General features: G+C 28.6%; 21 protein-coding genes. All 21 read right to left on the bottom strand.

Annotation, left to right across the window (positions count from 1 at the left end; all coding sequences use genetic code 11):
- Positions 1–39 precede the first annotated feature (39 nt).
- Complete coding sequence (locus Q0W06_RS06140) at positions 40–1,149, bottom strand: prepilin-type N-terminal cleavage/methylation domain-containing protein (RefSeq protein ID WP_297632819.1); 1,110 nt, start codon at positions 1,147–1,149, stop codon at positions 40–42.
- Positions 1,142–1,780, bottom strand: a complete 639-nt coding sequence (pilO, locus tag Q0W06_RS06135; RefSeq protein WP_297632816.1) for a type 4a pilus biogenesis protein PilO — start codon at positions 1,778–1,780, stop codon at positions 1,142–1,144. Before pilO ends, Q0W06_RS06140 begins: the two co-directional genes overlap by 8 nt.
- On the bottom strand, positions 1,758–2,399 hold the full coding sequence (locus tag Q0W06_RS06130) for a PilN domain-containing protein (RefSeq protein WP_297632814.1): 642 nt from the start codon (positions 2,397–2,399) through the stop codon (positions 1,758–1,760). The genes pilO and Q0W06_RS06130 overlap by 23 nt, the downstream gene beginning before the upstream one ends.
- Positions 2,400–2,403: 4 nt before the next feature.
- Positions 2,404–3,444, bottom strand: a complete 1,041-nt coding sequence (gene pilM / locus Q0W06_RS06125; RefSeq protein ID WP_297632811.1) for a pilus assembly protein PilM — start codon at positions 3,442–3,444, stop codon at positions 2,404–2,406.
- A gap of 10 nt (positions 3,445–3,454) precedes the next feature.
- Positions 3,455–4,222, bottom strand: a complete 768-nt coding sequence (locus Q0W06_RS06120) for an A24 family peptidase (protein WP_297632808.1) — start codon at positions 4,220–4,222, stop codon at positions 3,455–3,457.
- A gap of 67 nt (positions 4,223–4,289) precedes the next feature.
- Positions 4,290–4,688 (bottom strand): prepilin-type N-terminal cleavage/methylation domain-containing protein, encoded by a 399-nt coding sequence (locus Q0W06_RS06115; RefSeq protein WP_297632806.1) that lies wholly within the window; start codon positions 4,686–4,688, stop codon positions 4,290–4,292.
- 61 nt (positions 4,689–4,749) lie between these two features.
- Positions 4,750–5,166 carry a type II secretion system protein gene (locus Q0W06_RS06110; RefSeq protein ID WP_297632803.1) on the bottom strand — a complete coding sequence of 139 codons (417 nt, stop codon included), beginning with the start codon at positions 5,164–5,166 and terminating at the stop codon, positions 4,750–4,752.
- 2 nt (positions 5,167–5,168) lie between these two features.
- A complete protein-coding gene (locus Q0W06_RS06105) occupies positions 5,169–6,383 on the bottom strand; it encodes a type II secretion system F family protein (RefSeq protein ID WP_297632800.1) in 1,215 nt (404 codons plus the stop codon).
- A gap of 9 nt (positions 6,384–6,392) precedes the next feature.
- Positions 6,393–8,063, bottom strand: coding sequence for a type II/IV secretion system protein (locus tag Q0W06_RS06100; protein WP_297632797.1), 1,671 nt, complete (start codon positions 8,061–8,063; stop codon positions 6,393–6,395).
- 205 nt (positions 8,064–8,268) lie between these two features.
- Positions 8,269–9,138, bottom strand: a complete 870-nt coding sequence (locus Q0W06_RS06095; protein ID WP_297632795.1) for a methionyl aminopeptidase — start codon at positions 9,136–9,138, stop codon at positions 8,269–8,271.
- 109 nt (positions 9,139–9,247) lie between these two features.
- A complete protein-coding gene (locus tag Q0W06_RS06090; RefSeq protein ID WP_297632792.1) occupies positions 9,248–9,391 on the bottom strand; it encodes a hypothetical protein in 144 nt (47 codons plus the stop codon).
- A 186-nt stretch (positions 9,392–9,577) separates the two neighbouring features.
- Entirely contained in the window at positions 9,578–10,825 is a 1,248-nt protein-coding gene (gene purD, locus Q0W06_RS06085; protein WP_297632789.1) for a phosphoribosylamine--glycine ligase, read from the bottom strand.
- 146 nt (positions 10,826–10,971) lie between these two features.
- The gene (gene purH / locus Q0W06_RS06080; RefSeq protein WP_297632786.1) at positions 10,972–12,477 is read right to left on the bottom strand and encodes a bifunctional phosphoribosylaminoimidazolecarboxamide formyltransferase/IMP cyclohydrolase; all 1,506 of its coding nucleotides are present in this window, start codon (positions 12,475–12,477) and stop codon (positions 10,972–10,974) included.
- A complete protein-coding gene (gene purN / locus Q0W06_RS06075) occupies positions 12,474–13,094 on the bottom strand; it encodes a phosphoribosylglycinamide formyltransferase (RefSeq protein WP_297632783.1) in 621 nt (206 codons plus the stop codon). The genes purH and purN overlap by 4 nt, the downstream gene beginning before the upstream one ends.
- Complete coding sequence (gene purM, locus Q0W06_RS06070; protein ID WP_297632780.1) at positions 13,082–14,083, bottom strand: phosphoribosylformylglycinamidine cyclo-ligase; 1,002 nt, start codon at positions 14,081–14,083, stop codon at positions 13,082–13,084. Before purM ends, purN begins: the two co-directional genes overlap by 13 nt.
- Positions 14,077–15,528: an amidophosphoribosyltransferase gene (gene purF, locus Q0W06_RS06065; RefSeq protein WP_297632777.1), complete on the bottom strand. Its 1,452-nt coding sequence runs from the start codon at positions 15,526–15,528 to the stop codon at positions 14,077–14,079. Before purF ends, purM begins: the two co-directional genes overlap by 7 nt.
- Before the next feature lie 12 nt (positions 15,529–15,540).
- Entirely contained in the window at positions 15,541–16,251 is a 711-nt protein-coding gene (gene purC / locus Q0W06_RS06060) for a phosphoribosylaminoimidazolesuccinocarboxamide synthase (RefSeq protein ID WP_297632773.1), read from the bottom strand.
- Positions 16,251–16,730 (bottom strand): 5-(carboxyamino)imidazole ribonucleotide mutase, encoded by a 480-nt coding sequence (gene purE / locus Q0W06_RS06055; RefSeq protein ID WP_297632770.1) that lies wholly within the window; start codon positions 16,728–16,730, stop codon positions 16,251–16,253. Before purE ends, purC begins: the two co-directional genes overlap by 1 nt.
- Before the next feature lie 25 nt (positions 16,731–16,755).
- Positions 16,756–20,493: a phosphoribosylformylglycinamidine synthase gene (locus tag Q0W06_RS06050; RefSeq protein WP_297632768.1), complete on the bottom strand. Its 3,738-nt coding sequence runs from the start codon at positions 20,491–20,493 to the stop codon at positions 16,756–16,758.
- Between the two features lie 499 nt (positions 20,494–20,992).
- Positions 20,993–25,240 (bottom strand): SH3 domain-containing protein, encoded by a 4,248-nt coding sequence (locus Q0W06_RS06045; RefSeq protein ID WP_297632765.1) that lies wholly within the window; start codon positions 25,238–25,240, stop codon positions 20,993–20,995.
- Positions 25,241–25,467: 227 nt separating this feature from the next.
- Positions 25,468–26,084, bottom strand: a 617-nt coding sequence (locus Q0W06_RS06040; RefSeq protein ID WP_297632762.1) for an SH3 domain-containing protein, incomplete at its 5' end; no start/stop codon positions are given.

Here is a 26,084-nt window from a genome sequence, read left to right as displayed (position 1 = left end):
CCCACCTCAAAAGGTTATCTAATTTTATTACTTTAATTCCTATTCACTAAATATATGTGGAATTGTAATACGTACTGGTTTTTGATTTAATATTACATCTTTAGCTAAATCCCATACACTGTAATAAATTCCTCCGTTATTATTGTCATACCACATATCTGAATTTATAGTGCTTCTATATATACCAAATCCAAAGTTTGTCCAATTATACCTTTGCCAATCATTAAATATTCCTGGAATAGTTCTTCCTATCTCAATATATTGTCCTAAATTATTTTCTTGATATACTATTCCTGTAGAATTATTATATTCATAATCCTCATTTTTCATTTGATATAGACCACTTCCAAGATTTATCCAATTTTCATAAAACCAAGTTCCAGGATTCCATTCACCATTCCACCATTCCATTTTCCCCCAAGTTCCCCAAGACCAATATAAAGGACTTACTATATTTTTAGGAATAACTGAATTTGGATTCCAACCACTTGGTATCCATCCTTCACCTGAACTATTTTTTGATGGATTCCAACTACTTGAGCTTCCATCATTTCCGCTTATAGCTTTTTCTCCTACAGTATTAATAACAATATTTCTTTTTATCATATTGAAATTTTTCTTATAAGATTCATTTAAATTTTCATTATAGAACCCACCTGTTTCTAAGTCTGCATCATTTAATATATTAAGTAATGCTCCATCCTTTGTTGTATATAAAGATATTTTACATCCATATATTTCATCTTTTATATATCGAACCTTTATAATTCCTATAAATTTAATCTTTCCATCTAAACTTCCTACTTCATTTATATTAGAGTTGTTATTTTGTCCCATTTGTATATTATTCAAATTATTTATTAACCCTTTTAAATCTACTGATTCAATTACAAATTTACAATTTTGAGTACCAGTTGCTTTTTCATTTCCATTTGTAAGTCCTAAATTTTCTGTATAATATTCTGTTGGTGCAGAATACATATAATCTGCTATTGTTTCTAAAACTGATGTTTCACTTATCAATGTAGAATTTTTAATTACTGTTTTATTACTCTGTATACACATTCCAACTACTACTATGGATAACATTCCCATAATAGCTATAGCTGCCATAACTTCTATTAGTGAAGCACCTTTTTTCTTATTCATTTCCACTAGATCCTTTAACTATATTAAAATAATTTATATTTATAGTTGCAGTATATTCTTTACTAGTATTAATTTGATTAATATCATTATTTTTTTGTGCAATATTTACTCCATTTATAAGAACTTCATTGCTGCTATTTTGTACTCCTTTTATAAAATTCAATATATTTGAATACTCTCCTTGTATATTTATAGTTCCGCTATTGTTAATTATTTTTTTAACTGTTGCCTCTTCTTGTCCTTTTTCAAATGTAATATCCTTTATTTGAATACCATTATCTTTTCCTAATTGAATGAGCTCTTTAACAAGTTCTTCTTGATTTATATTATTTTCAAATTCCTTCATCAATGAATTATATTTTTCTTCGTCTAAACTATATTCGTTTATAAGTCTATTATTAGTTTCATTACTTGTTATTCCTTGAGTCTTTTCTAAGTTCAAAGCAACTATTTCATTTTGTACATCTACTCCTTTTAATATAATAGGTCTTATGAATACAAAGTTACCAATTAAAAAAATAAAAATAATGGCACTTATAAGAAGTAATATCTTTTCTCTTAAACTCAAACTCTTTAAAGAAAGTTTTAACTTATTTTCTTTTTTCTTTTTAGCTTTGTTCATTCGCCCCATTATTATTACCTCCTATTTGAATAGTAAAAAAAGTTTGTTCTATACTTTTATTTTGATCTTGTGTATTGCTAGCTATATTAGCTGAATTTTCTCCAATATTTTTATTTTTTGTATTTTCAATTTTATTTTTTTGTATCTCTTTTATATTTTGCATGTTATTTAAAAATACATCACTATATTCTTTACTCTCTTTTAAATTTTTTAAAAATATCGGAACTAAACTATCATTAATTGCTATTCCAGTTATGTTTATTCCATTTTTATCAGCATTTATTCCAGTTATTATTATGCCTTTTGGCTCATATTTCTCAATATTATGAATTTCATTATAATAATTATTCTTTGACTTTAATCCATTTAAACTTTTAATTTCTTTATTTTTCTCATCTATCTTTTTAGATAGTTCCATATTATTATTTTGAAAATTCAATCCTTGTGTCTCTACTTGAAGAGAGTTCATCTGCTTTATTAAATTTCTATAATTAATATATTGGTATGTTCCAAAGAAAAATAATCCTATTAAAAATATAAAAAATACAATTATAATTACTTCATTTTCATGACCTTTTGAATTTCTCTTTTGTAAAACTTTCGGATTTAAATTAATTTCTTTTGACATAATCTTATCTCCTTAAAAATACTCCATATAAAGATAAATATTTAAATTCACTTATATTCTTACTTCTAAACTCTATTCCTAGTCCTCTTTGTCCCTTTATATATCTAATATTTAAACTTAAATAATTTTCTAAATATTTTAGTAAACCTTCACTAATATGTATTTGTGATAATAATACTATTTCTACTATTCCCTTATGCTCACTATTAGAATTATAAAATTTCATAGTTTTCTCTATGAGCTCTAAAAAATTATCTAGTATTTCTTTAATTTTTTGATTATCTCTAAAAAACTTATCTATATTTAAAATATCTCTTTCAAATTTATCTTTTTCCTTCTTATAATTATTTTCATCATTAGCTAAAATATTATTATTTTCATACTCTCTAATTATATTTTTAACACCAAATAAGATTGTTCTATCCATTTTAAATACTAAATTCTCAGAAATAGATATATTACTAAAATTATGTCCTAGATAAACTAAACAGGCGCTTTTACCTGTATAATCAATATTTCCATTTATCATAACCTTATTTAAAGTATTTGTTAATGTATCTATCTTATTTAATTTTTTTCCTAATGCATCGCTTAATTCTACTAATAAATCTATTTTTTCTTTTTGACATCCTACAATTAAAACTTCTTGATTTTGTATTTTTCCATTATCATCTTTTATATCTTTTATAACTTCATAATCAATATAATATTCATCCCAATTAGCTATAAGTTCTTCTACTTCTAAGTAAATATTTTTTTCAAACTCTTTTCCTCTTATATAAGGTGTTTTAATATTTCTAACTACACTATCTCCACTAGGTATCACAAAAGATATCTCTTTAGCTTTAATTTTATGTTTTAGAAAATAAAGATTTAAAATATTAGATAATTCTAAAACATTTTTTAAGTATCCATCTTCACATAATCCTTCTTTTAATATCATTGTTCCTTCAAAATCTATTTTCAACTTACTCCCACATATAATATCTATAAAATCATCTTCAATTTTTAATACTATCTGTTTTTTATTATTACTAAATTTCATCTTAGTCCTCCTATAAAAGCTTCATATACATATTTAAAAGTTGTGTTCCAAATGTAACTCCAATTAAAGCTCCAACAGCAATAAATGGGACAAATGCTATTCTTCTTCCTCTTTCCCCTTTTAAAAGTAAACCTATACTATAAACGCCTCCTAAAACAATAGCTAAAAATATTATAACTACTAAATTTGATGGAGCTACATATAAAGATATGAATACTATTATTTCTACATCTCCTAATCCAAATCCCTCAACCTTTTTACTGCTTAAATAAATAACTCCCATTAAAACTATGGCTATAGCAACTGATATTATTGATTGACTTAAACTTCCCCCTTGTAAAATCCCTATAATATTAAATATTACGCCAAAAATAAAAGCCACAATAGATATGGAAAAATATACATCTTGCGTTTTTATATCTATAGCTGAATCTATAAGTAAAATAGAAAATAACACTAAAAACTTTATAGTATTTATTGAAAATCCAAAAAATAAAAATATTACTATAAAAATAACTGCTGTTATTATTTCTATTAAAGGATATTGGAAACTTATTTTTTCTTTGCACTTTCTACATCTTCCTTTTAATCCTATCCAACTTAAAACTGGAATAAGTTCGTACCATTTCAAGATATGTCCACAGCTACAATGTGATGGAGGATAAACTATACTTTCACCTTTAGGTATTCTTAATATACACACATTAAAAAAACTCCCTAAAACAAGTCCTATAATTCCAATAAAAAGACAACTAATAATTTTTACTTCAACTAGCATAATTCCTCCTTATTATATTTAAAAAGCTGCCCTACTTTAAGACAGCTTTATTTCTAATTATATTGTGTTAATTTGAACTATCAGTAGTTGTAACTTTACCATTTTCCATTATTCCTACTAATTGTCCTACTGTTGTACTTGAAGTTATAACAGTATTATATTTAATTTCATTTACAAACAGTGAATCACTTTTAAATGTAGTTTTTAATTGTGAAATTTGAAGATTATTTAAAGCCTCTGTAGTTAATCCTGTTGATGGATCTTGTTGATTTGCTTCTGTATTTGCGGCTAAAGCTGCATTATATATAGTTGAGGCCTCTGTTTTATTTGCTGCTATTTTAGCATTATCAATATAGTTTATTACATTTGGTATTATAATTGCGGCTAATATTGCTAATATTGCTACAACAGCAATAAGTTCAATAAGCGTGAACCCTTTCTTTTTTCCTTTAGTAATTTTTTTCATTTATAAATTCCTCCTTTGTATAAAAACAAAATATATATTAAAGATATTTCTATCTCTAAAATCAATTTAAAACAGCCTGTCCGTTTACTTGTGGAAGTTTTCCATTTTTAATTGGAATGTCCTTAACTGGCATATTTGATATTTCAATTAACTGTTGTAACGTTGTCATAACTCCCAAGTCATTCCATGCAGCTTCAGGACTAGACACCGAATATCCAATATATTTTTCATTATCATATAATTGAAGTAAATCATATAATCTTACTGGACTACTTTTATTTGAAAGGTCTATTCCCCCCACCGCTTGCTGTCTATATGCAATCTGAACCATTATTGTAGCTTCATTTTTTATTTTAGCTTGTTCTGTTGATTTTATATATCCTAATACATTAGGAATAATTATAACTGCTATAATCCCTAATACTGCTATTACTGCTATTAATTCAACTAATGTAAATCCTTTTATTTTCTTTTTCATCTTTAATACCTCATTACAGCATTATACATAGCAAATATAGGCATTATCATTGATATAACTATGAATCCAACTATAAATGCTAATATTACTATCATTATTGGTTCAATAAGCTTTGATATTGCTTCTAACTTAAAGTTTGCTTCTGCTTCATAATAAGTAGCTGATTTTTTTAAAATTTTATCTAATGAACCTGAGCGTTCACCAATTTTAATCGTTCTTATTATCATTTTAGGTAAAACCCTATACTCTTCAAGTGCTTCACCTATAGTAGAACCTCTACTTATCATCTGCTTCCCAAGCTCTAGTTTTTCTCTTACATATTCATTATCAATAACATTAGCAATTATTTCAAAACATCTTACAACACTTATACCTCCACTAAATAATATAGAGAATGTGCTTGCAAATCTTGCTGTTATAATTAATTGTGTTATTTTTCCTAAAACTCTAGAATTCATTAAATATTTATCTCTAAAATAAATATATCTTTTATTTTTATTAAGAAATGCTCTTTTTATGATAAATAAAATACATATAGCAACCCCTATAAAAACCCAATACTTCCCGATTACATCACTTATACCCATGACTATTTTCGTAGGTATTGGAATTTGACCTTTAGCAATCTGTAAATTTTGAATAAAAATAGGTACTATATAAACTACAAGAAATGTTATAACAATCATTGCAAAAACAAATAAGAATTTAGGATATAAAAGTGAATTCTTTATTTTTTTCTTTTGCTCATTTTGCTTATAATAAAACTCTGAAAGTTCATTCATTATTTCATCTAATTGTCCTACTTCTTCTCCAACTTGTACCATACTCCACAATATAGTTGGTATTTTTTTATACTTTCTTAACGCCGAAGAAAATGAATTACCACTTTCCACATCTTTTTTTATATTAACTAGAATTCTCTTTAATTCTTTATTTTCTATACCTTCTGTTACAATTTCTAAACTGTCTAGAAGAGGCATTCCTGATGAAAGAGAAAAATATATTTCTCTACATATCATTGCATAGTCAGCATCCGTAATTTGTTTTTTTGAAAAAGTTATTTCTCTATTTAATCCTGAATTAACTTTTATAATTTTAACAACATAATATCCACTATTTTTAAGACTCTTTCGTATAGCTTTTTCATCTATTCCTTCCATTGAGCCCTTTATTATTTTTCCTTCTAAACTTTTAGCTTCATACTTAAACATATTCATCCTAAATAACTATCCTTTTATTAATGCTATATTTAATAACTCACTTAAACTTGTAGTTCCATTTAAAACTTTTTCTTTTGCTGATTCTAAAATATCTTTCATTCCATTTCTTTTAGCAGCTTCTTCTAGAGCTTTTATTCCACCTCTAGAACTTATGATTTCTCTTATTTCAGCATTTATTTCCATAATTTCAAATATTCCAATTCTTCCTTTATATCCAATATTTGAACAATAAGCACATCCGCAAGATTTAAATAATTTTAGTTCATCTTCTAAATTAACACCTAAAACTTCTTTTTCATTTATATTTGCTAAATATTCTTCTTTACAATACGGGCAAATCTTTCTTATAAGCCTTTGTGATACAATTCCAACTAAAGATGATGCTAGAAGATATGGTTTAATCCCCATATCTTCTAATCTTGCAATAGTTCTTACTGCATCATTTGTATGAACTGTACTTAAAACTTTATGCCCTGTTATTGCTGCTCTAATAGCCATGATAGCAGTTTCTTCATCTCTAATTTCTCCCACCATTATTAAATCTGGGTCTTGTCTTAATATTGCTCTTAATCCCTTAGCAAATGTTAAGTTTGCCTTTTTGTTAACGTTAACTTGTACAACCTCGTCTAAACTATATTCAACCGGATCCTCAACAGTTATAATATTATTTTCTTCTTTATTAATATCATTTAATATAGAGTATAATGTAGAGGTTTTCCCACTTCCTGTAGGTCCTGTTATTAATGTTATTCCATAAGGCTTATTTAAAATAGAATTTAATTTTTCTATATCATCTAAATTAAGTCCTAAATTTTCTTTATCTAATTTAAAAGCTTCTTTATCTAAAATACGTATAACTATATTTTCGCCATTAATAGATGGAATAATTGATACTCTCAAATCAATGTCTCTATCTGAAACTTTTCTAATTATTTTCCCATCCTGAGGAACTCTCTTTTCAGTTATATCTAAATTTGCTAACAATTTAATTCTTGTTATCATTCCATTATAAGGTTCTTTTGGTGATTCAAATTGCTTTTTCAATTTTCCATCAATTCTATATCTTATAATTACTTTATTTTTTTGTGGTTCTAAATGTATATCACTCGCTCTATTTCTCACTGCATTTTCAATAATAGTATTTATAAGTTTTATTACCGGTGAATCTTCATCCTCTGCTACTAAAACCTCTGTATTTCTCTCAATGTTATCCAATTTCATTTTTTCTGCCGTTTCATTCATATAATTTTTTGAATAATATTTTGAAATTGAATTATTTATACTTTTTCTTGAAGCAAGTTTTATATCTAATTGATACCCCGTAGATATTGATACATCCTCTTCTGCAAATATATTTAATGGGTCAGACATGGCAACTATTAATTTTCCTTTATTAAATCCAACAGGGATAAGCTCATATTTTTTAGCTAAACTTTCACTTATACTAGTTACAGCTTTCATATCAAATTCAGTGTCATTTAAATGAATCCTCTTTATATTAAGCTGTGTTCCCAATATTTCTAATAATGTATCTTCATCAATAACTCCCATTTCTAGAAATATTTCACCTAATCTTTTATCTGTTGATTTTTGAATCTTTATAGCTTCTATAACATTCTCTTCAGTTATATATCCTAGCTCTACCAGAAGATCTCCCAACCTTTTCTTTAGTCTCATTTATAAAGCACCTTCCCATTATTTAAAATTCCTCTTTAATCTACCCACATTATACGCTATATATTTCCTTTTTTGGCTATTTTAAATTTAATTTACCAATTTGTTTACAATATATTAATTTACTAAAATTTTCTCCTTTTCTCTCAAATTTACAAAAAAAAAATCATCGAAGCTTTTAATATTCTTCGATGATTAAATCTTTTTATTACCAAGTTAATATTTCTACACCTGTATCTGTAACTAATATAGTATGTTCCCATTGTGCTGAAAGTGATCCATCTTCTGTTAATGCTGTCCAATCATTATCAGCATCTACAAAAACCTCAAATCCACCTTCATTAATCATAGGTTCTATTGTAAATATCATTCCTGGTGCTAGAACCATTCCTTCACCTTTTTTCCCTATATGAGCTACAAAAGGATCTTCATGAAATTTAAGACCTACACCATGTCCTCCAAAATCTCTTACAACAGTATATCCATTCTCATGTGCATGTTTAGCTACCGCTTCTCCAATATCCCCTAAAAAGCCCCAAGGTCTTACTGCCTCAACACCTTTTCTTAAACATTCTCTAGCTACTTCCACTAATTTTTTTGCCTCTTCTGAAGTTTCACCTATAATAAACATTCTTGATGCATCTGAAAAATATCCATCTTTAATAGTTGATACATCTACATTTACTATATCGCCTTCTTGAAGTACTATATTTTCCTCTGGAATACCATGACATACTTCATCATTTATAGATACACAAACACTTTTAGGAAATCCTCCATAATTAAGTGGTGCAGGTATAGCTCCATTTGCTACTGTATATTCATGGACTATTTTATTAATATCCTCTGTAGACATTCCAGCACAAATTTTTTCTGCTACTAAATCTAAAACTCCAGTATTTATTTTTGCGCTCTCTTTTATTTTTTCTATCTGCTCTTCATTTTTGATTAAATTACGATCTGGCATCATACATCCATTTCTTTTCATAAAATCATACTTTTCATCAAATTCCATATGGCATTTTTTATATTTTTTGCCGCTTTGACACCAGCATTCATCATTTCTATTTATTTTCATAAAATTCCCTCTTTTCTTTAAATTAAATCTTCTATATATTATATGCTTTATTTCTATATTTTCAAAGGGCTAAAAAAAAAGGAAGATTTAATCTTCCTTTTAAATTTCATTACTCTAAAATATTATTATTGTAATTAAATACATTATTTTTATCAATATCTAATTCCTCACATGCTTGCTCAAAACTACAACCATGTTCATCCATATATTTTGCCACATAACTATCTAACCCTGGTATGTTATTATAATCCATTCTAAACCCTCCTACTTAATAAATTTAAAATTATCTTCCCCTATATACATTTTTCTATTCTAATGTAAACATTTAATGTTATATTTTATTATATACTTCACTCTTTGAAAATATTACTTTTTTACTTCTTTTTTAAGTAATATAAATAAAAGAACTATTTTTTAAATAGTTCTTTCAGCTCTTCCTTTAAAGTTTTCCTATATCTTTTCTATAATATGCTCCTTTAAATTGTACTTGCTCTGCTGCGTTGTATGCATTATCTCTAGCTTCTTCTAAAGTCTCTCCAGTCTCTACTACCGATAATACTCTTCCCCCTGTTGTAACTAAGTCATCTGCTTCTCTTTTTGCTCCTGCTATAAACACCTTATCTTTTACTTCTTCACTTATTTTAATTTTATAACCTATCTTAGCTTTTTTAGGATATCCTTCTGATGCAAATACTATGTTTACGCAATATCCTTTTCTCCATTTAACAGAATTTTTATCTAAATTTTCTTTTAACGCTGCTTCTATTACTTCTAAAAAATCTGATTCCATTAATGTTAATACCGATTGAGTTTCAGGATCTCCCATTCTAACATTATATTCTAAAAGTTTAACACCTTTTTTAGTCATCATTATTCCAAAGAAGATAATACCTTTAAAATCCATTTTTTCTTGTTGAATTCCTATTAATGTCTTATCCATAATCTCTTTATAGAATTCATTTAAAACTTCTTCTGTTACATATGGATTAGGTGCTACTACTCCCATTCCTCCTGTATTTGGACCTTTATTATTATCAAAAATTTGCTTATGATCCTTTGCTGATAAAAATGGTATTATTGTTTTTCCATCTGTTATAGATAATATGGATGCTTCTATCCCTTCTAGGAATTCCTCAATAACAACCTTCTTACCTGCCCCTTTAAAAATATCATCTACCATAAAAAGTTCTATTGTCTCCATTGCCATTTGTTTATTTTCACAAATCACAACTCCTTTTCCTGCTGCTAACCCATCCGCTTTTATGACTATAGGATACCCACAATCATCTAAGTATTTTTTAGCATCTTCTTCATCATAAAAAACTCCATACTCAGCAGTGCTTACTCCATATTTTTTCATAAAATCTTTAGAGAAACTTTTACTTCCCTCAAGCATTGCTCCTCTTTTATCGGGTCCAAATATTTTTAATCCCTCTTCTTTAAAATAATCCACTATTCCTTTAGTTAAAGGTTCCTCTGGACCTACTATCGTTAAATCTATATTCTCTTTTATTGCAAACTCTCTTAATTCTTCATTTATATTTAAATTTACATTTTCACATCTATCATAACTTTCTGTTCCACCATTTCCTGGTGCTACAAATATCTTTTCTACTCTTTTATTTTCTAAAAGTTTAGAAGCTATTGCACTTTCACGCCCACCCGAACCTATTAATAAAATTTTCATCCCTATTCTCCTTACACAATAAATTTTATAGTTATTAACTATACTTCTTATTTTATATCCTTAATTTTTCTAAATAATTAAAATTCAGGTGAGATTGATCCCATCTGAATTCTAAATTTATTTATATATTTTAAGAAGCTAACTAATTAATGTTTAAAATGTCTTATCCCCGTAAATACCATAGAAATTCCATGTTCATTACATGCTTTTATAGATTCTTCATCTCTTATAGAACCACCTGGCTGAACTATAGCTTTAATTCCATATTTAGCAATTTCATCAACACAATCTCTAAAAGGGAAGAATGCATCTGATGCAATAACATCTGCATTTTTTGATCTTTCTAATGCTTCTGTAGTAGCCCAAATTCTATTAACTTGTCCACCACCAATTCCAGTAGCTACACCATCTTTAATTGCAACTATAGCATTTGATTTAACATATTTAACTACCTTCATTCCAAATTCCATATCTCTAAGCTCTTTTTCAGTAGGTGTCTTTTCTGTTACCACTTCTAATTTATCTTTTAACTTCAAATCTTCTTCTTGAACAAGTATTCCACCATCAATAGTAACCATATACTTTTTAGCATTTGGTTTTACTTTACATTCTAAAACTCTTAAATTCTTTTTCTTTCTAAAAATTTCTAAAGCTTCTTTCGTATAGCTTGGTGCTATTACAGCTTCCAAGAAAATTTTACTCATCTCTTCTGCTGTTTCTACATCTATTTCTCTATTTACAGCTACAATTCCTCCAAAAATTGATATTGGATCTGCATCATGAGCTTTTTTATAAACTTCAAAACTTGAATCACCAATTGCTACTCCACAAGGTGTATTATGTTTTAATGCGCAACAAGCAACTTCTTCAAACTCATTACATACTTTCCATGCAATATCAACATCTTTTAAATTGTTATATGATAGTTCTTTACCATTTAGAATTTCAAAACTATTCATAGCCCCATCTAATTCTAAATCCCCATAATAAGCTGCACTTTGGTGTGGATTTTCTCCATATCTTAAGTTTTGTTTCTTCTTATATGAAACTGAAAGATATTCTGGATATTCTTCTTCACCTTCTAATAGAAAATTTGAAATTGCACTATCATAAGCTCCCATAAGATTAAAAACTTTCCCTGCTAAGACTTTTTTGAATCTTAAAGAAACTTCTCCATTTTCTTTTATTTCTTCTATTACTCTTCCATAATCATTAGCATCTGAAATAACTACTACATCTTTAAAGTTTTTAGCAGCTGCTCTAAGCATCGTTGGTCCACCAATATCTATAAATTCTACTTTTTCATCAAATTCTAAGTCTTCACGAACCTTCTCAAAAAATGGATAAAGATTAACTATTACATAATCTATTGTGTTTATATCTCTTTCTTTTAATGTATCCATATGCTCTTTATTATCTCTTATTGCAAGAACCCCAGCATGTATAAGTGGATGAAGAGTTTTTACTCTTCCATCTAACATTTCAGGAAAATTAGTTATTTTTTCAACTTCAATAACGTTTATTCCATTTTCTTTTAAATATTTAAATGTTCCTCCAGTAGATATTATCTCTATATCTCTATCTTCTAAAAATTTAGCAAGTTCTAAAACTCCATCTTTTTTAAATACACTAATTAAAGCTCTCTTTTTCATAAACACACCTCTTCTTTAATTTTCACCTTATTTTCCTTAACCTCTATCTTTTCTTCACTTATAAGCTTAATTGCTAAAGGAAGATTTCTATGTTCTTTTTCTAAAACTTTTTTTTGTAAAGTTTCATACGTATCTTTATAATCTACATTTACTATATCCTGAAGTATTATAGCCCCACCATCAACTTCTTCATTTACAAAATGCACTGTACACCCTGAATATTTAACACCTTTTTCAATTACACTTTTATGAACATTTACCCCATACATTTTAGGCCCACAAAAGGCTGGTATTAAAGATGGATGTATATTAATAATTTTATCTTTAAATTCTTTCAATATTTCTCCATCAAGGATTGAAAGATATCCTGCTAAAACTATTAAATCAACCTTCCCTTTCAGTACTTTATATATTTTTTCTGAAGTATCTTTATATTCTTTTTTACTTATTACTAAAGTTTTTATGCCTTCTTTTTTAGCTCTTTCTAACGCATATATTCCTTCTTTACTTCCAATTACATATTCAATCTCTACTTTCAAATTTCCAGTATTTATTTCATCTATAATAGATTGAAGATTTGAACCACTTCCTGATGCAAGCACTGCTATTTTAAACAAATGCCTTCACCTCCAGAAGTTATATATCCAATTTCATATGCCTTTTCGCCCATAGCTATAAGTTCTCTTAAAGCTGCTTCTTTATCATTTTTATCTATACATAATACAAATCCAATTCCCATATTAAATGTATTATACATATGCTCTCTATTTACACCTAACTTTTCTATTTCTAAAAAGATTTCTGGCATAGGATAGCTTTCTTTATTTATTACAGCTGTAAGTTCTTGTCCGTTAAACATTCTTGGAACATTTTCTATAAATCCTCCACCTGTTATATGTGCCATTCCTTTTATATCAAACTTTTCTAAAAGCTCTAATACTGGTTTTACATAAATCTTAGTTGGCTCTAAAAGAGTTTTATAAATTTCTTTTCCATTAAAATCTCTATCTAAATCTTCAAATAATTTTCTTACTAAAGAATATCCATTAGAATGAATTCCTGAGGAAGCTATTCCAATTAAAATATTTCCTTCTTCTATATTTTTCCCTGTAATAATTTTATCTTTATCAACAATTCCTACTGCAAACCCTGCAATATCATAATCTCCTTCTTTATAAAAACCAGGCATTTCAGCTGTTTCTCCTCCAATTAAAGAACAGTCTGATTGCATACATCCATCAGAAACTCCTTTAACTAAATCTGCTGAAACTTCTGCTTGAAGCTTTCCACATGCTATATAATCTAAGAAAAATAATGGTTTTGCTCCATGACATAAAATATCATTTACACACATAGCAACACAATCAATTCCTACCGTATCATACTTTCCTTTTTTACAAGCTATTTGGAGCTTTGTCCCAACTCCATCTGTCCCTGAAACTAAAACAGGTTTTTTATATCCTTCTGGAAGTTCAACCATTCCACCAAATGATCCTAATCCATTTAAAACATATTCACTTAATGTTTTTTTAGCATAATCTTGAATAAGTTTAACTGATTTATATCCTTCTTCTATATTTACTCCTGATTCCTTGTAAGTTAACATAATATATTTTCCTCCTCAAGATTATCATTTAGTTTTTCCATTGGTGCTGAAACTGGATATACTCCATTAAAACATCCTACACAGAAATTTCTTCTTCCTTCAAAACTTTTATACATACCTTCCATACTTAAATACCCTAAAGTATCACTTCCTATTGTTTCCCTTATATTTTCAACTGTTCTGTTTGCCCCTATAAGTTCACTTCTATATGGTGTATCAATTCCAAAGTAACATGGGAATTTAACAATTGGTGAGGCTACTAAGAAATGTACTTCTTTAGCTCCTGCACGTCTTAAAGATTCAACTAAATGCTTTGATGTAGTTCCTCTAACTATGGAGTCATCAATTAATATAACTCTCTTTCCATTTACATTTACCTTTAAAGGATTAAGTTTTACAGCTACAGCTCTTTCTCTCAATTCTTGTGAAGGTGATATAAATGTTCTCGCTACATATCTATTTTTTATAAATCCTGTTTCATATGGAATTCCTGAAGCTTTTGCATATCCCATTGCTGCTGGTATTCCTGAATCCGGAACTGCTACAACTAAATCTGCTTCAATCTTATTTTCTTCATATAATTGTTTTCCTTGATTAACTCTAGTCTCATGAACATCTAATCCATCTATAACTGAATCCGGTCTTGCAAAATAAATATATTCAAATGAACACGTTTGACATGTTGTATTTTCTGAATATCTTATAGATTTAATTCCATTTTCATCTATAACTACAATTTCTCCTGGTTCTATATCACGAATAAATTCTCCTCCAACTGCATCTATTGCACAGCTTTCAGAAGCTAAAATATATCCCTCATTAATTTTCCCAAGACAAAGAGGTCGAATTCCATGGGGATCTCTTATTCCCATTAATTTATTACTGGTCATCATTACCATTGCAAAAGAACCTCTAACAGCTGAAATTGCATTCACTACTGCTCTCTCTATTCCACGTTTTGCTCCTCTTGCAATTAATGAAATTAAAACCTCTGAATCTACTGAAGTATGAAATACATGTCCCCCATCTTCTAAAAGTTCTCTTATAACATCTGCATTTACAAGATTTCCATTATGCGCTACAGATATTGGCCCAAGTTTTGTATTAGTTAAAAGAGGTTGTGAATTTTCTATAGTTTTAGCACCTGCTGTAGAATATCTTACATGTCCTATTCCTATATGCCCATTCCCTTCTCTTAATCTTTCTAAATCTTCATTTTTAAATGCTTCTGTTATTATTCCAAGTCCCTTATGAATCTTAATTTCTTTTCCATTTGAAACTGCAATCCCAGTACTTTCTTGACCTCTATGCTGAAGTGCATAAAGGCCATAGTAACTAATGGATGCTACATCTACTGGTTCATTTACGTAGATTCCAAATACTCCACATTCATCTTTAAACTTATCATTTGCAGGGTCCATAAATTGAATTGATGAATTTACCATAGCCTTCTCCTTTTATCCTTTAATTCTTTTTAATATTTCCTTATATGCATCTTGAACATTTCCCATATCTCTTCTAAATCTATCTTTATCTAATTTTTCACCCGTTGTTGAATCCCAAAATCTACATGTATCTGGTGAAATTTCATCAGCTAAAATAACTTCCCCATTTGGAAGTCTTCCAAATTCTATTTTAAAATCTATTAAATCTATATTTTGCTTTTTAAAGAATTCTTTTAATAAATCATTTATTTTTGCTGTCATCTCATATATTTCTTTAAGCTCATCAAAAGTTGTTGCTCCAATTCCTACTGCATGATAATCATTTATAAGTGGATCTCCTAATGAGTCATCTTTATATGATAATTCAAAAACTGTAGTTTTTAATTTAAATCCTTCTTCAAGTCCTAATCTTTTTGACATACTTCCTGCTGCTACATTTCTAACTATTACTTCTAAAGGAACTATTTCTACTCTCTTACATAGTTGATCTCTTTCATTTAGCTTTTGGATAAAGTGAGTTTTTATTCCATTTTCATTTAGCATTTCAAAAATCATAGAAGTAATTTCATTATTTAATATACCTTTATCTCTAATTTGAGCTTTTTTTTCTCCATTAAATGCTGTTGCATCATCTTTATAATGAACAATTACTTTATCCTCATCATCAGTTCTAAAAATTTGTTTTGCTTTTCCTTCATAAAGTTTTTCATACATGTTTACCATTATAATTCCACTCCTTCTCCGTTCTCTTCAATAAACTTTCTCTTCATATTTTTTCTAAAATCTACAAGTTTATCTTTTATCTCTGGATATTTTAATGAAAGCATTTGTAATGCAAGCATACCAGCATTATAACTATTATTTATTCCAACTGTTGCAACTGGGATTGATTTTGGCATTTGTACTATAGATAATAATGAATCTATTCCTCCTATTGCAGCTTTCACTGGAACTCCAATTACTGGTAAAACTGTTTGTGATGCTATAACACCTGGAAGATGTGCTGCAAGTCCTGCTCCTGCTATAATTACTTCATAGCCTTCTTTTTCAATCTTTTTTACTGTTTCCTCTAGTTTTTCTGGAACTCTATGTGCTGAAAGAATAAAAGCTTTATACTCTACACCAAATTCTTTTAAAGCATTTGCCGCTCCCTTCATCACCTCAACATCTGATTTACTACCAAAAAATATTGCTACTTTCATATTTACACTCTCCTCTTAAAATGATTTATTTAAAATAATTAACTCCCGATTTAAATAAGCCTTGATCAAAGTTTCCATCCATATTTTTATATAAATTTTCTCCAATTCTTTCTGAATGAGCCATCTTACCAAATATTCTTCCATCAGGACTTGTAATTCCTTCAATTCCTAAAGTTGAACCATTAGGATTAAATGGCATATCCATTGAAATATTTCCATCAAAATCTACATATTGAGTGGCAACTTGTCCATTTTCTGAAAGTTTCTTTAATAGTGCTTCTGGTGCTACAAACTTTCCTTCTCCATGTGAAATTGGAACTGAATGTATATCCCCTAGAGTCACTTCATTAAGCCATGCTGATTTTTTAGATACAACTTTAGTTCTTACCATAGCTGACATATGTCTATTTATATTATTGTAAGTAAGTGTACCCATATCTTCTTCTATATCACAGATTTCTCCATAAGGTAAAAGTCCTAATTTCATTAACGCTTGGAAGCCATTACAAATTCCGAGCATTAATCCATCTCTATTATTTAAAAGTTCCGTTACTGCATCTTTTATTTCTTCATTTCTAAGAACATTTACTATAAATTTTGCTGATCCATCTGGTTCATCTCCTGCTGAGAATCCTCCTGGTAACATTATTATTTGCGATTTTTGAATTTCTTTTTTAAGAACCTCTATTGAATCTAATAATGCTTCTTTATTATAGTTTCTTAAAATCACTTCTTTAACTTCCCCACCAACTTTTTCAAACGCTGCTTTGCAATCATACTCACAGTTTGTTCCTGGGAATACTGGTATTACAATTTTAGGTTTTACTACCTTAATCATTGGAGAAGTTTTGCCTATACCCTCATAAAATTTCGTTTCTATTGTTTTCGAAGCTTTTTCTGTTTTTGATTTAAATACTTTCTCAAGTCTTTTTTCATATTCTTTATTTATTTCTTCTAAAGAAAGATTTAAATTCATTTCTTTTGAACTTATAAAAGTCTCATCTGTAGTTCTTCCTATTTCTCTAAAGTTAAGTCCATTTAATTCTGCATCTTCCTCAACTTCTAAAATAAAGCTTCCATATTTAAATCCAAACAATTCTTCATTATTCAATTCTTTTATCTCTATTCCAATATTATTTCCAATGCACATCTTACTTAAAGCTTCTGCTATTCCACCAAATTTAATTGAACATGCACTTAAAACTTTTCCATCTTTTATTGATTTATTTAAAGCTTCTAAATTACTTTTAAATAACTCCATATTAATAGTTTTATCTTCTAACTCTTCTGTTTCTACTAAGACTACCTTAGACCCACTTTTCTTAAATTCTGGTGAAACTACATCCTTAGCTTTTACCATTCCTACTGCAAAAGAAACAAGTGTTGGAGGAACATCTAAATCTTTAAAGCTTCCCGACATAGAATCTTTTCCTCCAATTGCAGGAATTTTCAAATCCATTTGAGCTTTATAAGCTCCTAAAAGTGCTGCAAAAGGTTTTCCCCATTTCTCTTTTTTATCTCCAAGTCTTTCAAAATATTCTTGAAAAGTTAACCTTGCAGTTTTATAATCTCCACCTAAGCAAGCAAACTTAGTTATTGATTCAATTACTGCATAATAAGCCATATGAAATGGACTCCACATTCCAAGCTCTGGATTAAATCCATACGTCATTATTGATGCATCTTTTGACTCACCTTTTTTCACTGGTATTTTAAATGCCATACCTTCTGCTGGAGTTTTTGAATACTTTCCTCCAAGAGGCATTAAAACTGTTCTACTTCCTATAGTTGAATCAAATCTTTCAATTAATCCTTTTTTATCACAAACATTTAAATTATTTAAAATTTTTATCCACTCTTCTTTTATATTTTCATTCCCTTTTATAAAAGGATATTTTAAAGGATTTATAACTTTAACATCAATTTCTCCAGTTACTCCATTTGTATCTAGGAAATTTCTGCTTATATCAACTATTTTATCTTTTCTCCAGAACATTCTTAATCTATCTGTATCAGTTACTGTAGCTACAACTACTGCTTCTAAATTTTCTTTTTTAGAAAGTTCTATAAACTTTTCTACATTTTCCTTTTCAATAACTACTGCCATTCTTTCTTGAGATTCAGAAATAGCAATTTCAGTTCCATCTAATCCTTCATATTTTTTAGGAACTTTATCTAAATCTATATCTAATCCTCTACAAAGTTCTCCAATTGCTACTGAAACTCCACCTGCTCCAAAATCATTACACCTTTTTATCATTTTAGTAACTTCTTTATTTCTAAATAATCGTTGTATTTTTCTTTCAGTAGGTGGATTTCCTTTTTGAACTTCAGCCCCACATTCATTTATTGAATCCTCTGTATGTTCTTTAGATGAACCAGTTGCACCACCAATTCCATCCCTTCCTGTTTTCCCACCTAATAAAATAATCTTATCGCCTAAACTTGGCTCTTCTCTAAGCACATTTTCTTTTGGTGCAGCTGCTATAACTGCTCCAACTTCCATTCTTTTTGCTCTATAATTTTCATGATATATTTCATCAACTTGTCCTGTTGCAAGTCCTATTTGATTTCCATAAGAACTATATCCATGTGCTGCTCCTAAAGTTATCTTTCTTTGTGGAAGTTTTCCTCCTAGTGTTTCTTCTACTGAAACTGTAGGATCTCCCGAACCTGTGACTCTCATAGCTCCATATACATAAGTTCTTCCTGATAATGGATCTCTAATAGCTCCACCTAAACATGTAGCAGCTCCACCAAAAGGTTCAATTTCTGTTGGATGATTATGTGTTTCATTTTTAAACATTAATAAATATTCTTCCACACCATCTTCTGTCTCAACATTTACATTTATTGAACATGCATTTATTTCATCTGATATATCTAAATCTTCTGCATAACCTCTTTTTCTTAATTCTTTCATACAAATTACAGCCATATCCATAAGATTTATTTTTCTATCAGTATTTTCTCCATAAACAAAATCCCTTGATTTTATATAAGCTTCATAAGCTTTTTTTACAGGAACATTATATTTTCCTTCCTCTATTTGGACTTCTTTTACAGTAGTTAAAAAAGTCGTATGTCTACAATGATCCGACCAATAAGTATCTATTACTTTTATTTCAGTAATGCTTGGTTCTCTCTCTTCTAAAATAAAATACTCTCTAATCATATTTAAATCTTCTACTGTCATAGCAAGTCCTAATTCTTTATGAAAGTATTCTAATTCTTTTAAGTTTTTATTTCTAAATCCATTAAGTACTTCTACATTTTTCGGCTCTCTATATTCATTTATTAAATCTTTATTATTAATATCTACTTCTCTTGAGTCTACTGGATTAATATAATACTTTTTTATTTTTATAAGTTCATCATCAGTTATATTTCCATTTAAAATTATAATTTTACTAGATTTAACTTCTATTTTTTCTCCACTTGTTAAAAGCATTAAGCATTCAGATGCTGAATCTGCTCTTTGGTCATATTGCCCTGGCAAAAATTCAACTGCAAAAGCCTTTTCATCTTTTCCTATTTCAAGATTTTTTTCATAAATATTATCTACAGGTAATTCTGAAAATATTGTTTTTAAACTCTTTTTATAATCTTCTTCTTTTATCTCTCCTATAATATATTTATTTATTACTCTTACTTCTTCTAAATTTTCAATTCCTAAGTTCTCTTTAAAATCTTCAAGTAATAAATTACTCTCAACATTAAATCCTTCTTTTTTTTCAACGAATATAGTTTTAATTAAAGCCATTTTGTTCCCTCCAGTAATATTAAAGTTTTATCTCAATCTTTTAATTTTCCATATTATCCCTTGGTAATTTCAGAATAACACTCCTTTCAATTTTAGTCAACATTATACCTTTAATTTATTTTATAATTCGTATATGTACGAATTATATTATTATTTAAATCATATAATATATGTAATTTCTTTTAGATTAGATTTTTCCATTCTAAACCTTTTAATTTATTTTTCCATTTATTTAGTTGTTTTATAATATATATTTATCTATTCCCTTCTAATTTCCAAAATAAAAAGGCTTACCTTAATAAGGTAAACCTAATTTATATAAATATTGCAATCCAATTATATGTCTGTTTTGATTTTAAAATTTCTCTATTCTCTTTTTAAACTTTCAATATAATTATTATAAAAAGGAGATAGCATATTTGCTACCTCCAAAAGCTAAACCCTAGCCCTTTGCCTAGAGGGCTATCTATAGTTTTTATATATTTTTAATTTTCTATACCTATTTTTCTTTTTTTATTTTATCCTTTTTAACCCAACCTGTACCTTCTCCATAATTGACTTTGTACCAATTTCCTTTTTCTCCAGTTACTACAACTTTACTTCCCTTTTTCAGATTTTTAACTACATTTTCCTTACCTTCTTTTGGTTCACTTTTTATTTCTGCATTTGGTTCCACTGCAAAGCTTGCTACTCCTTGTTGTCCTTGGAATTGTGGTACCGCAAAATTAAATACATCACCTTCTGAATATAAGTCTTTATTTTGAGACATAAGTCCTGCAATTTGCTCTGCATACGTTATATCTGTTGCATATTGATGCCAAATATCATCTGCTGGTGCATCAATATATCTAATTTCATATGGCGTATTCTGAGCAATATCTGGGTTATGCACATAGTTATTTGAAAGGAATGCTGCTGCTCCATATATAGCATTTGATACATTTGTCCATCCATGATTATATGCATAAGTTGTCGCTAATATTGTTGTTTTATTTGGGAAATATGCACTTGCATTATATGCACCTATTCCAAATAAATCATATACAGTAACTGGTGCTGGTAAATTAATCATTTGATATCCAACTAACACACCATTTTCATATATTGGTTCATTTTCATTCGCTATTTGTGTTATTGTTATTCCTTGTGCAAAATTACTAGTTCCCCATCCTGTTTCTAGTGCTGATTGAGACATCAAGTAAACTGGATCTAAATTATATTGTTTTGCAGCTCCTATAAATGCCGCTGCTTGTCCTGAGAATACACCTTTTCCATTTAAAAGATTTTGTACAGCATTAAAGTTTACATTTCTAAATTGATCTATTCTTAAGAATTCTAAATCTGTAGCTGCATTTTGAGGATTTATTGCACCTGCTAGTTGATTTGTTATACTGTCTAATTGAGAATTACTTAATCCGCCCCCAACACAATCAATATATTCTTGTAATTCATCTGCAATATATTGATTCATAGTTTCACTATAAACAGCATTTCCATAATTATATTGACTCGTTCCAACTCTATCCTTTAGAACCCATGCGCTTCCATTTCCATATTTAATCTGATACCAAGCTCCATTTTCACCAATTACAGAAACTTGAGTACCATTATTTAATGTTCCTGCCAAACTTGTATCCCAAGTTGGTCCATTCATTATATCGGTGAAATTTCCACCATTAAAATTAATATATGCTGTTTTTATTGATGGTTTTCCATAATCAGTATTTACTCTATCTTTAGGTATCCATACATTTGTATTTCCAGTCTCTATTTTATACCAATTTCCACTTTCACCAACTATATTTATATTAGTTCCATTATTTAATGTTCCCACTACTGTTGAGTACCATGTTCCAGCACTCATTACATCTGTATAGCTTCCACCACTAAAATCTACAGTTCCTGTTCCTAAAACAGTATCATGTAAAGTATTTACTCTATTTGTAGGTATCCATACAGTTCCATTTCCGTATTCTATTTCATACCAATTATTTTTTTGCGAAACTATATTAACTTTTGTTTCATTATTTAATGTTCCCGCAACATCTGAATACCATGTTCCAGCACTCATTATATCTGTATAACTTCCACCTAAGAAATTAACATATCCCGTTTGAATTACAGTTCTATCTATATTAGTATTTACTCTCGCTTTTGGAATCCATACTAATCCATTTTGATACTCTATTTCAAGCCAACTACCATTTTCTGCAACTATATTTACATTAGTTCCATTATTTAATGTTCCCGCTACATTTGAGTACCATGTTCCTTCACTCATTATATCTGTGTAATTTCCGCTTAAAAAGTTCACTTGCCCTTTTTCTATAATCTTTCTATTTATATGAACTCTATTTTTTGGTATCCATACTAATCCATTTCCATATTCTATTTCAAACCAATTTGTATTTTCTCCAACTACATTTATTTTAGTTCCATTATTTAGCGTTCCTGCTACATTTGAGTACCATGTTCCTTCACTCATTATATCTGTATAGCCACCACTTAAAAAGTTAACATATCCTGTTTGAATAACTTTTCTATTTACATTAGTATTTACTCTTGCCTTTGGAACCCATGCTAAACCATTATTATATTCAATTTCAAACCAATTTCCATTTTCTCCAACTATGTTTATATTAGTTCCATTATTTAATGTTCCCGCAACGTCTGAATACCATGTTCCAGCACTCATTATATCCGTATAGTTTCCACTTAGGAAGTTTATTTGTGCCTTCTCTATAATTTTTCTATTTACATTAGTATTTACTCTATTTTTTGGTATCCATGCAGTTCCATTATTATATTCTATTTTATACCAATCTGTATTTTCACCAATTATTTTTATATTAGTTCCATTATTTATTGTTCCTAAAACAGTTGAATACCACGTTCCCTCACTCATTATATCTGTATAATTTCCACTTAAAAAATTCACTTGTCCAGTACTTATTACTTTATAATTATCATTTAAGCTCGTGTTAACTCTACTTTTTAATACCCACGCAGTTCCATTGTTATATTCAATCTGATACCAATCTGCATTTTGCGAAATAATTTTTACATTACTTCCATTATTTAATGCTCCTACAATAGTTGAATACCATGTTCCCTCACTCATTACATCTGTATAACTTAAATCATTAAAATCAATTTTCCCTGTCCCTATAACTTTATCATTTAAACCTGATTCAACTCTATTTTTTGGTATCCATGCCACTCCATTATTATATTCTATCTTATACCAATCTGCATTTTGACCAATTATGTTTATACTTGTCCCATTATTTAATGTACCTACGATATTTGAATACCATGTTCCTTCGCTCATTACATCTGTATAACTTAAACTATTAAAATCAACTTTTCCTGTTCCTATAACTTTATATGATAAGTTTGTTTGTAATCTATCCTTTGGAATCCATGCTGTACCATCTTTATATTCTATTTGATACCAATTAGCATTTTGATTTATTATTGATACTTTTGTACCATTATTTAATGTTCCTCTAACATTTGAATACCATGTTCCACCACTCATTACATCTGTATAAGCTCCACCATCAAAATTAACAGTACCTGTACTTATAACATTATAATTTCCTTCGTAAGGTTTCTTCACTGTTGGAGTAGTTCCTGTTACATAACTCGCCCATACATATGCAGGTTGCCCATTATAATTTATTTTAAGCCAATTTCCATCTTGACTTAAAATTTGTACTCTTTGTCCATAATTTAAACATGTTAAAACACTAGAATCTAATGCTGGCTCTTGTCTAACATTTAATCCTTGCGCATTAACTGTTCCTACACTGTAATCATAATTTACAGGCATATTTACTTGTGATGTATTTCCTACTACTGAATAATTTCCTGGAAGTCTATAGTAACATGTTGTTGGACTAACATCTACGTTTGGTACACTTGCTTGCGATCTTGGATGAAAATTTGTTCCAAACCAACTAAATTGATTATCTGCAACCCATGCAACTCCCTCTGCCTTGTTTGCCCATCCCATAAATACATAAGTATGTGCTGTTGATGCAAAACATATATCTCCTGGTTCAAGAGTACTTAAATTTGTTTCTCTTTCCCAGCCTAAATTTTGAAGTTCATTCATCAAATTTGTTGTATATCCTATATTATCCGGAATATTAATTCCTATAGCTCTAAGTGCTGACGATACAAAAAATACACAATCATTTGCTGTATCTCCTCCATGTAACCCAATTGCCTCATTTTCTGCTACCCATCTATTATTAGGGTTCATCAAATAGTTATATAATTGTTCTTGTGTCTTAGAATGAAACTCAGTTTGTACCATATCTGGATTAACATTTTGATTATTGTAGTACGTTATATGATTTGACCCATTAAAATTAACAGAAAAACCCGTTGCTTGTGCTCTTTCTGTTTCTTTTGGTAATTTAACAACTTTCCCAGTAAATAAATTTACTTGTGCTAATTCTACCTTTTTCAAACTTTTTGTTGATTTAGTTACTGCTGTTTTTTTACTAGCTGATTGATTTACATTCTTAACTTGTTCATTTTTCACTAATTTATTTATATTATTAACTTGTCCATTTTTCAATGTACTATTTTGATTTTCAGTATTTGTATTCTCTGACTTTGTATTTTTTTCATGTTTTATAGTAGTAGCAAAACTACTAGTGGAAGGTGTTGCTACTAGCATAGTTGCGGCAGCTGCACTAGCTGCAATTAACATAGAAACTTTTTTATTCTTCATTATTATTAATTCTCCCAACGTATTATAAAATCTAACATATCTTTCATCATACTAATTTTTTATTAACTACAACGGAAAATTTTTAAAATTTTATATGAAATATTTCTCTTTTTTACTCTTATTTTTTCCCACCTAAACCTTCTTATTCCTCTTTTTAAAATTAATCTTTTTAAATCGCACTTTTATATTTCTACATATAAAAAAAGTGATCTTAAAGATCACTTTTTTTATCTACTTACTCTATTTTTTGGTATCCATGCTGTTCCATTTCCATTTTCTATTTCATACCAATTTTCATTTTGTCCAATTATATTTATCTTTGTTCCATTATTTAATGTTCCCGCTAAACTTGAATACCATGTTCCTTCGTTCATTATATCTGTATAACTTAAATCATTAAATGCAACTGTTCCTGTTCCTATTACAGTATGTCCTAGTGATGTGCTTAACCTATTTTTCGGTATCCATGCTGTTCCTTTTCCATTTTCTATTTCAAACCAATTGTCGTTTTGTCCAATTATGTTTACTTTTGTTCCATTATTTAATGTTCCTGCTAAGCTTGAATACCATGTTCCTTTGCTCATTATATCTGTATAACTTAAATCACTAAATGCAACTGTTCCTGTTCCTATTACAGTATGTCCTAGTGATGTGCTTAATCTATTTTTTGGTATCCATGCTGTTCCTTTTCCATTTTCTATTTCAAACCAATTGTCATTTTGTCCAATTATATTTACTTTTGTTCCATTATTTAATGTTCCTAAAACATCAGAATACCATGTTCCTTTACTCATTATATCTGTATAACTTAAATCACTAAATGCAACTGTTCCTGTTCCTATTA

This window comes from uncultured Clostridium sp., from assembly GCF_947072515.1.
Taxonomy (GTDB): domain Bacteria; phylum Bacillota; class Clostridia; order Clostridiales; family Clostridiaceae; genus Clostridium.
This window is presented reverse-complemented; position numbering and strand designations above follow the sequence as displayed.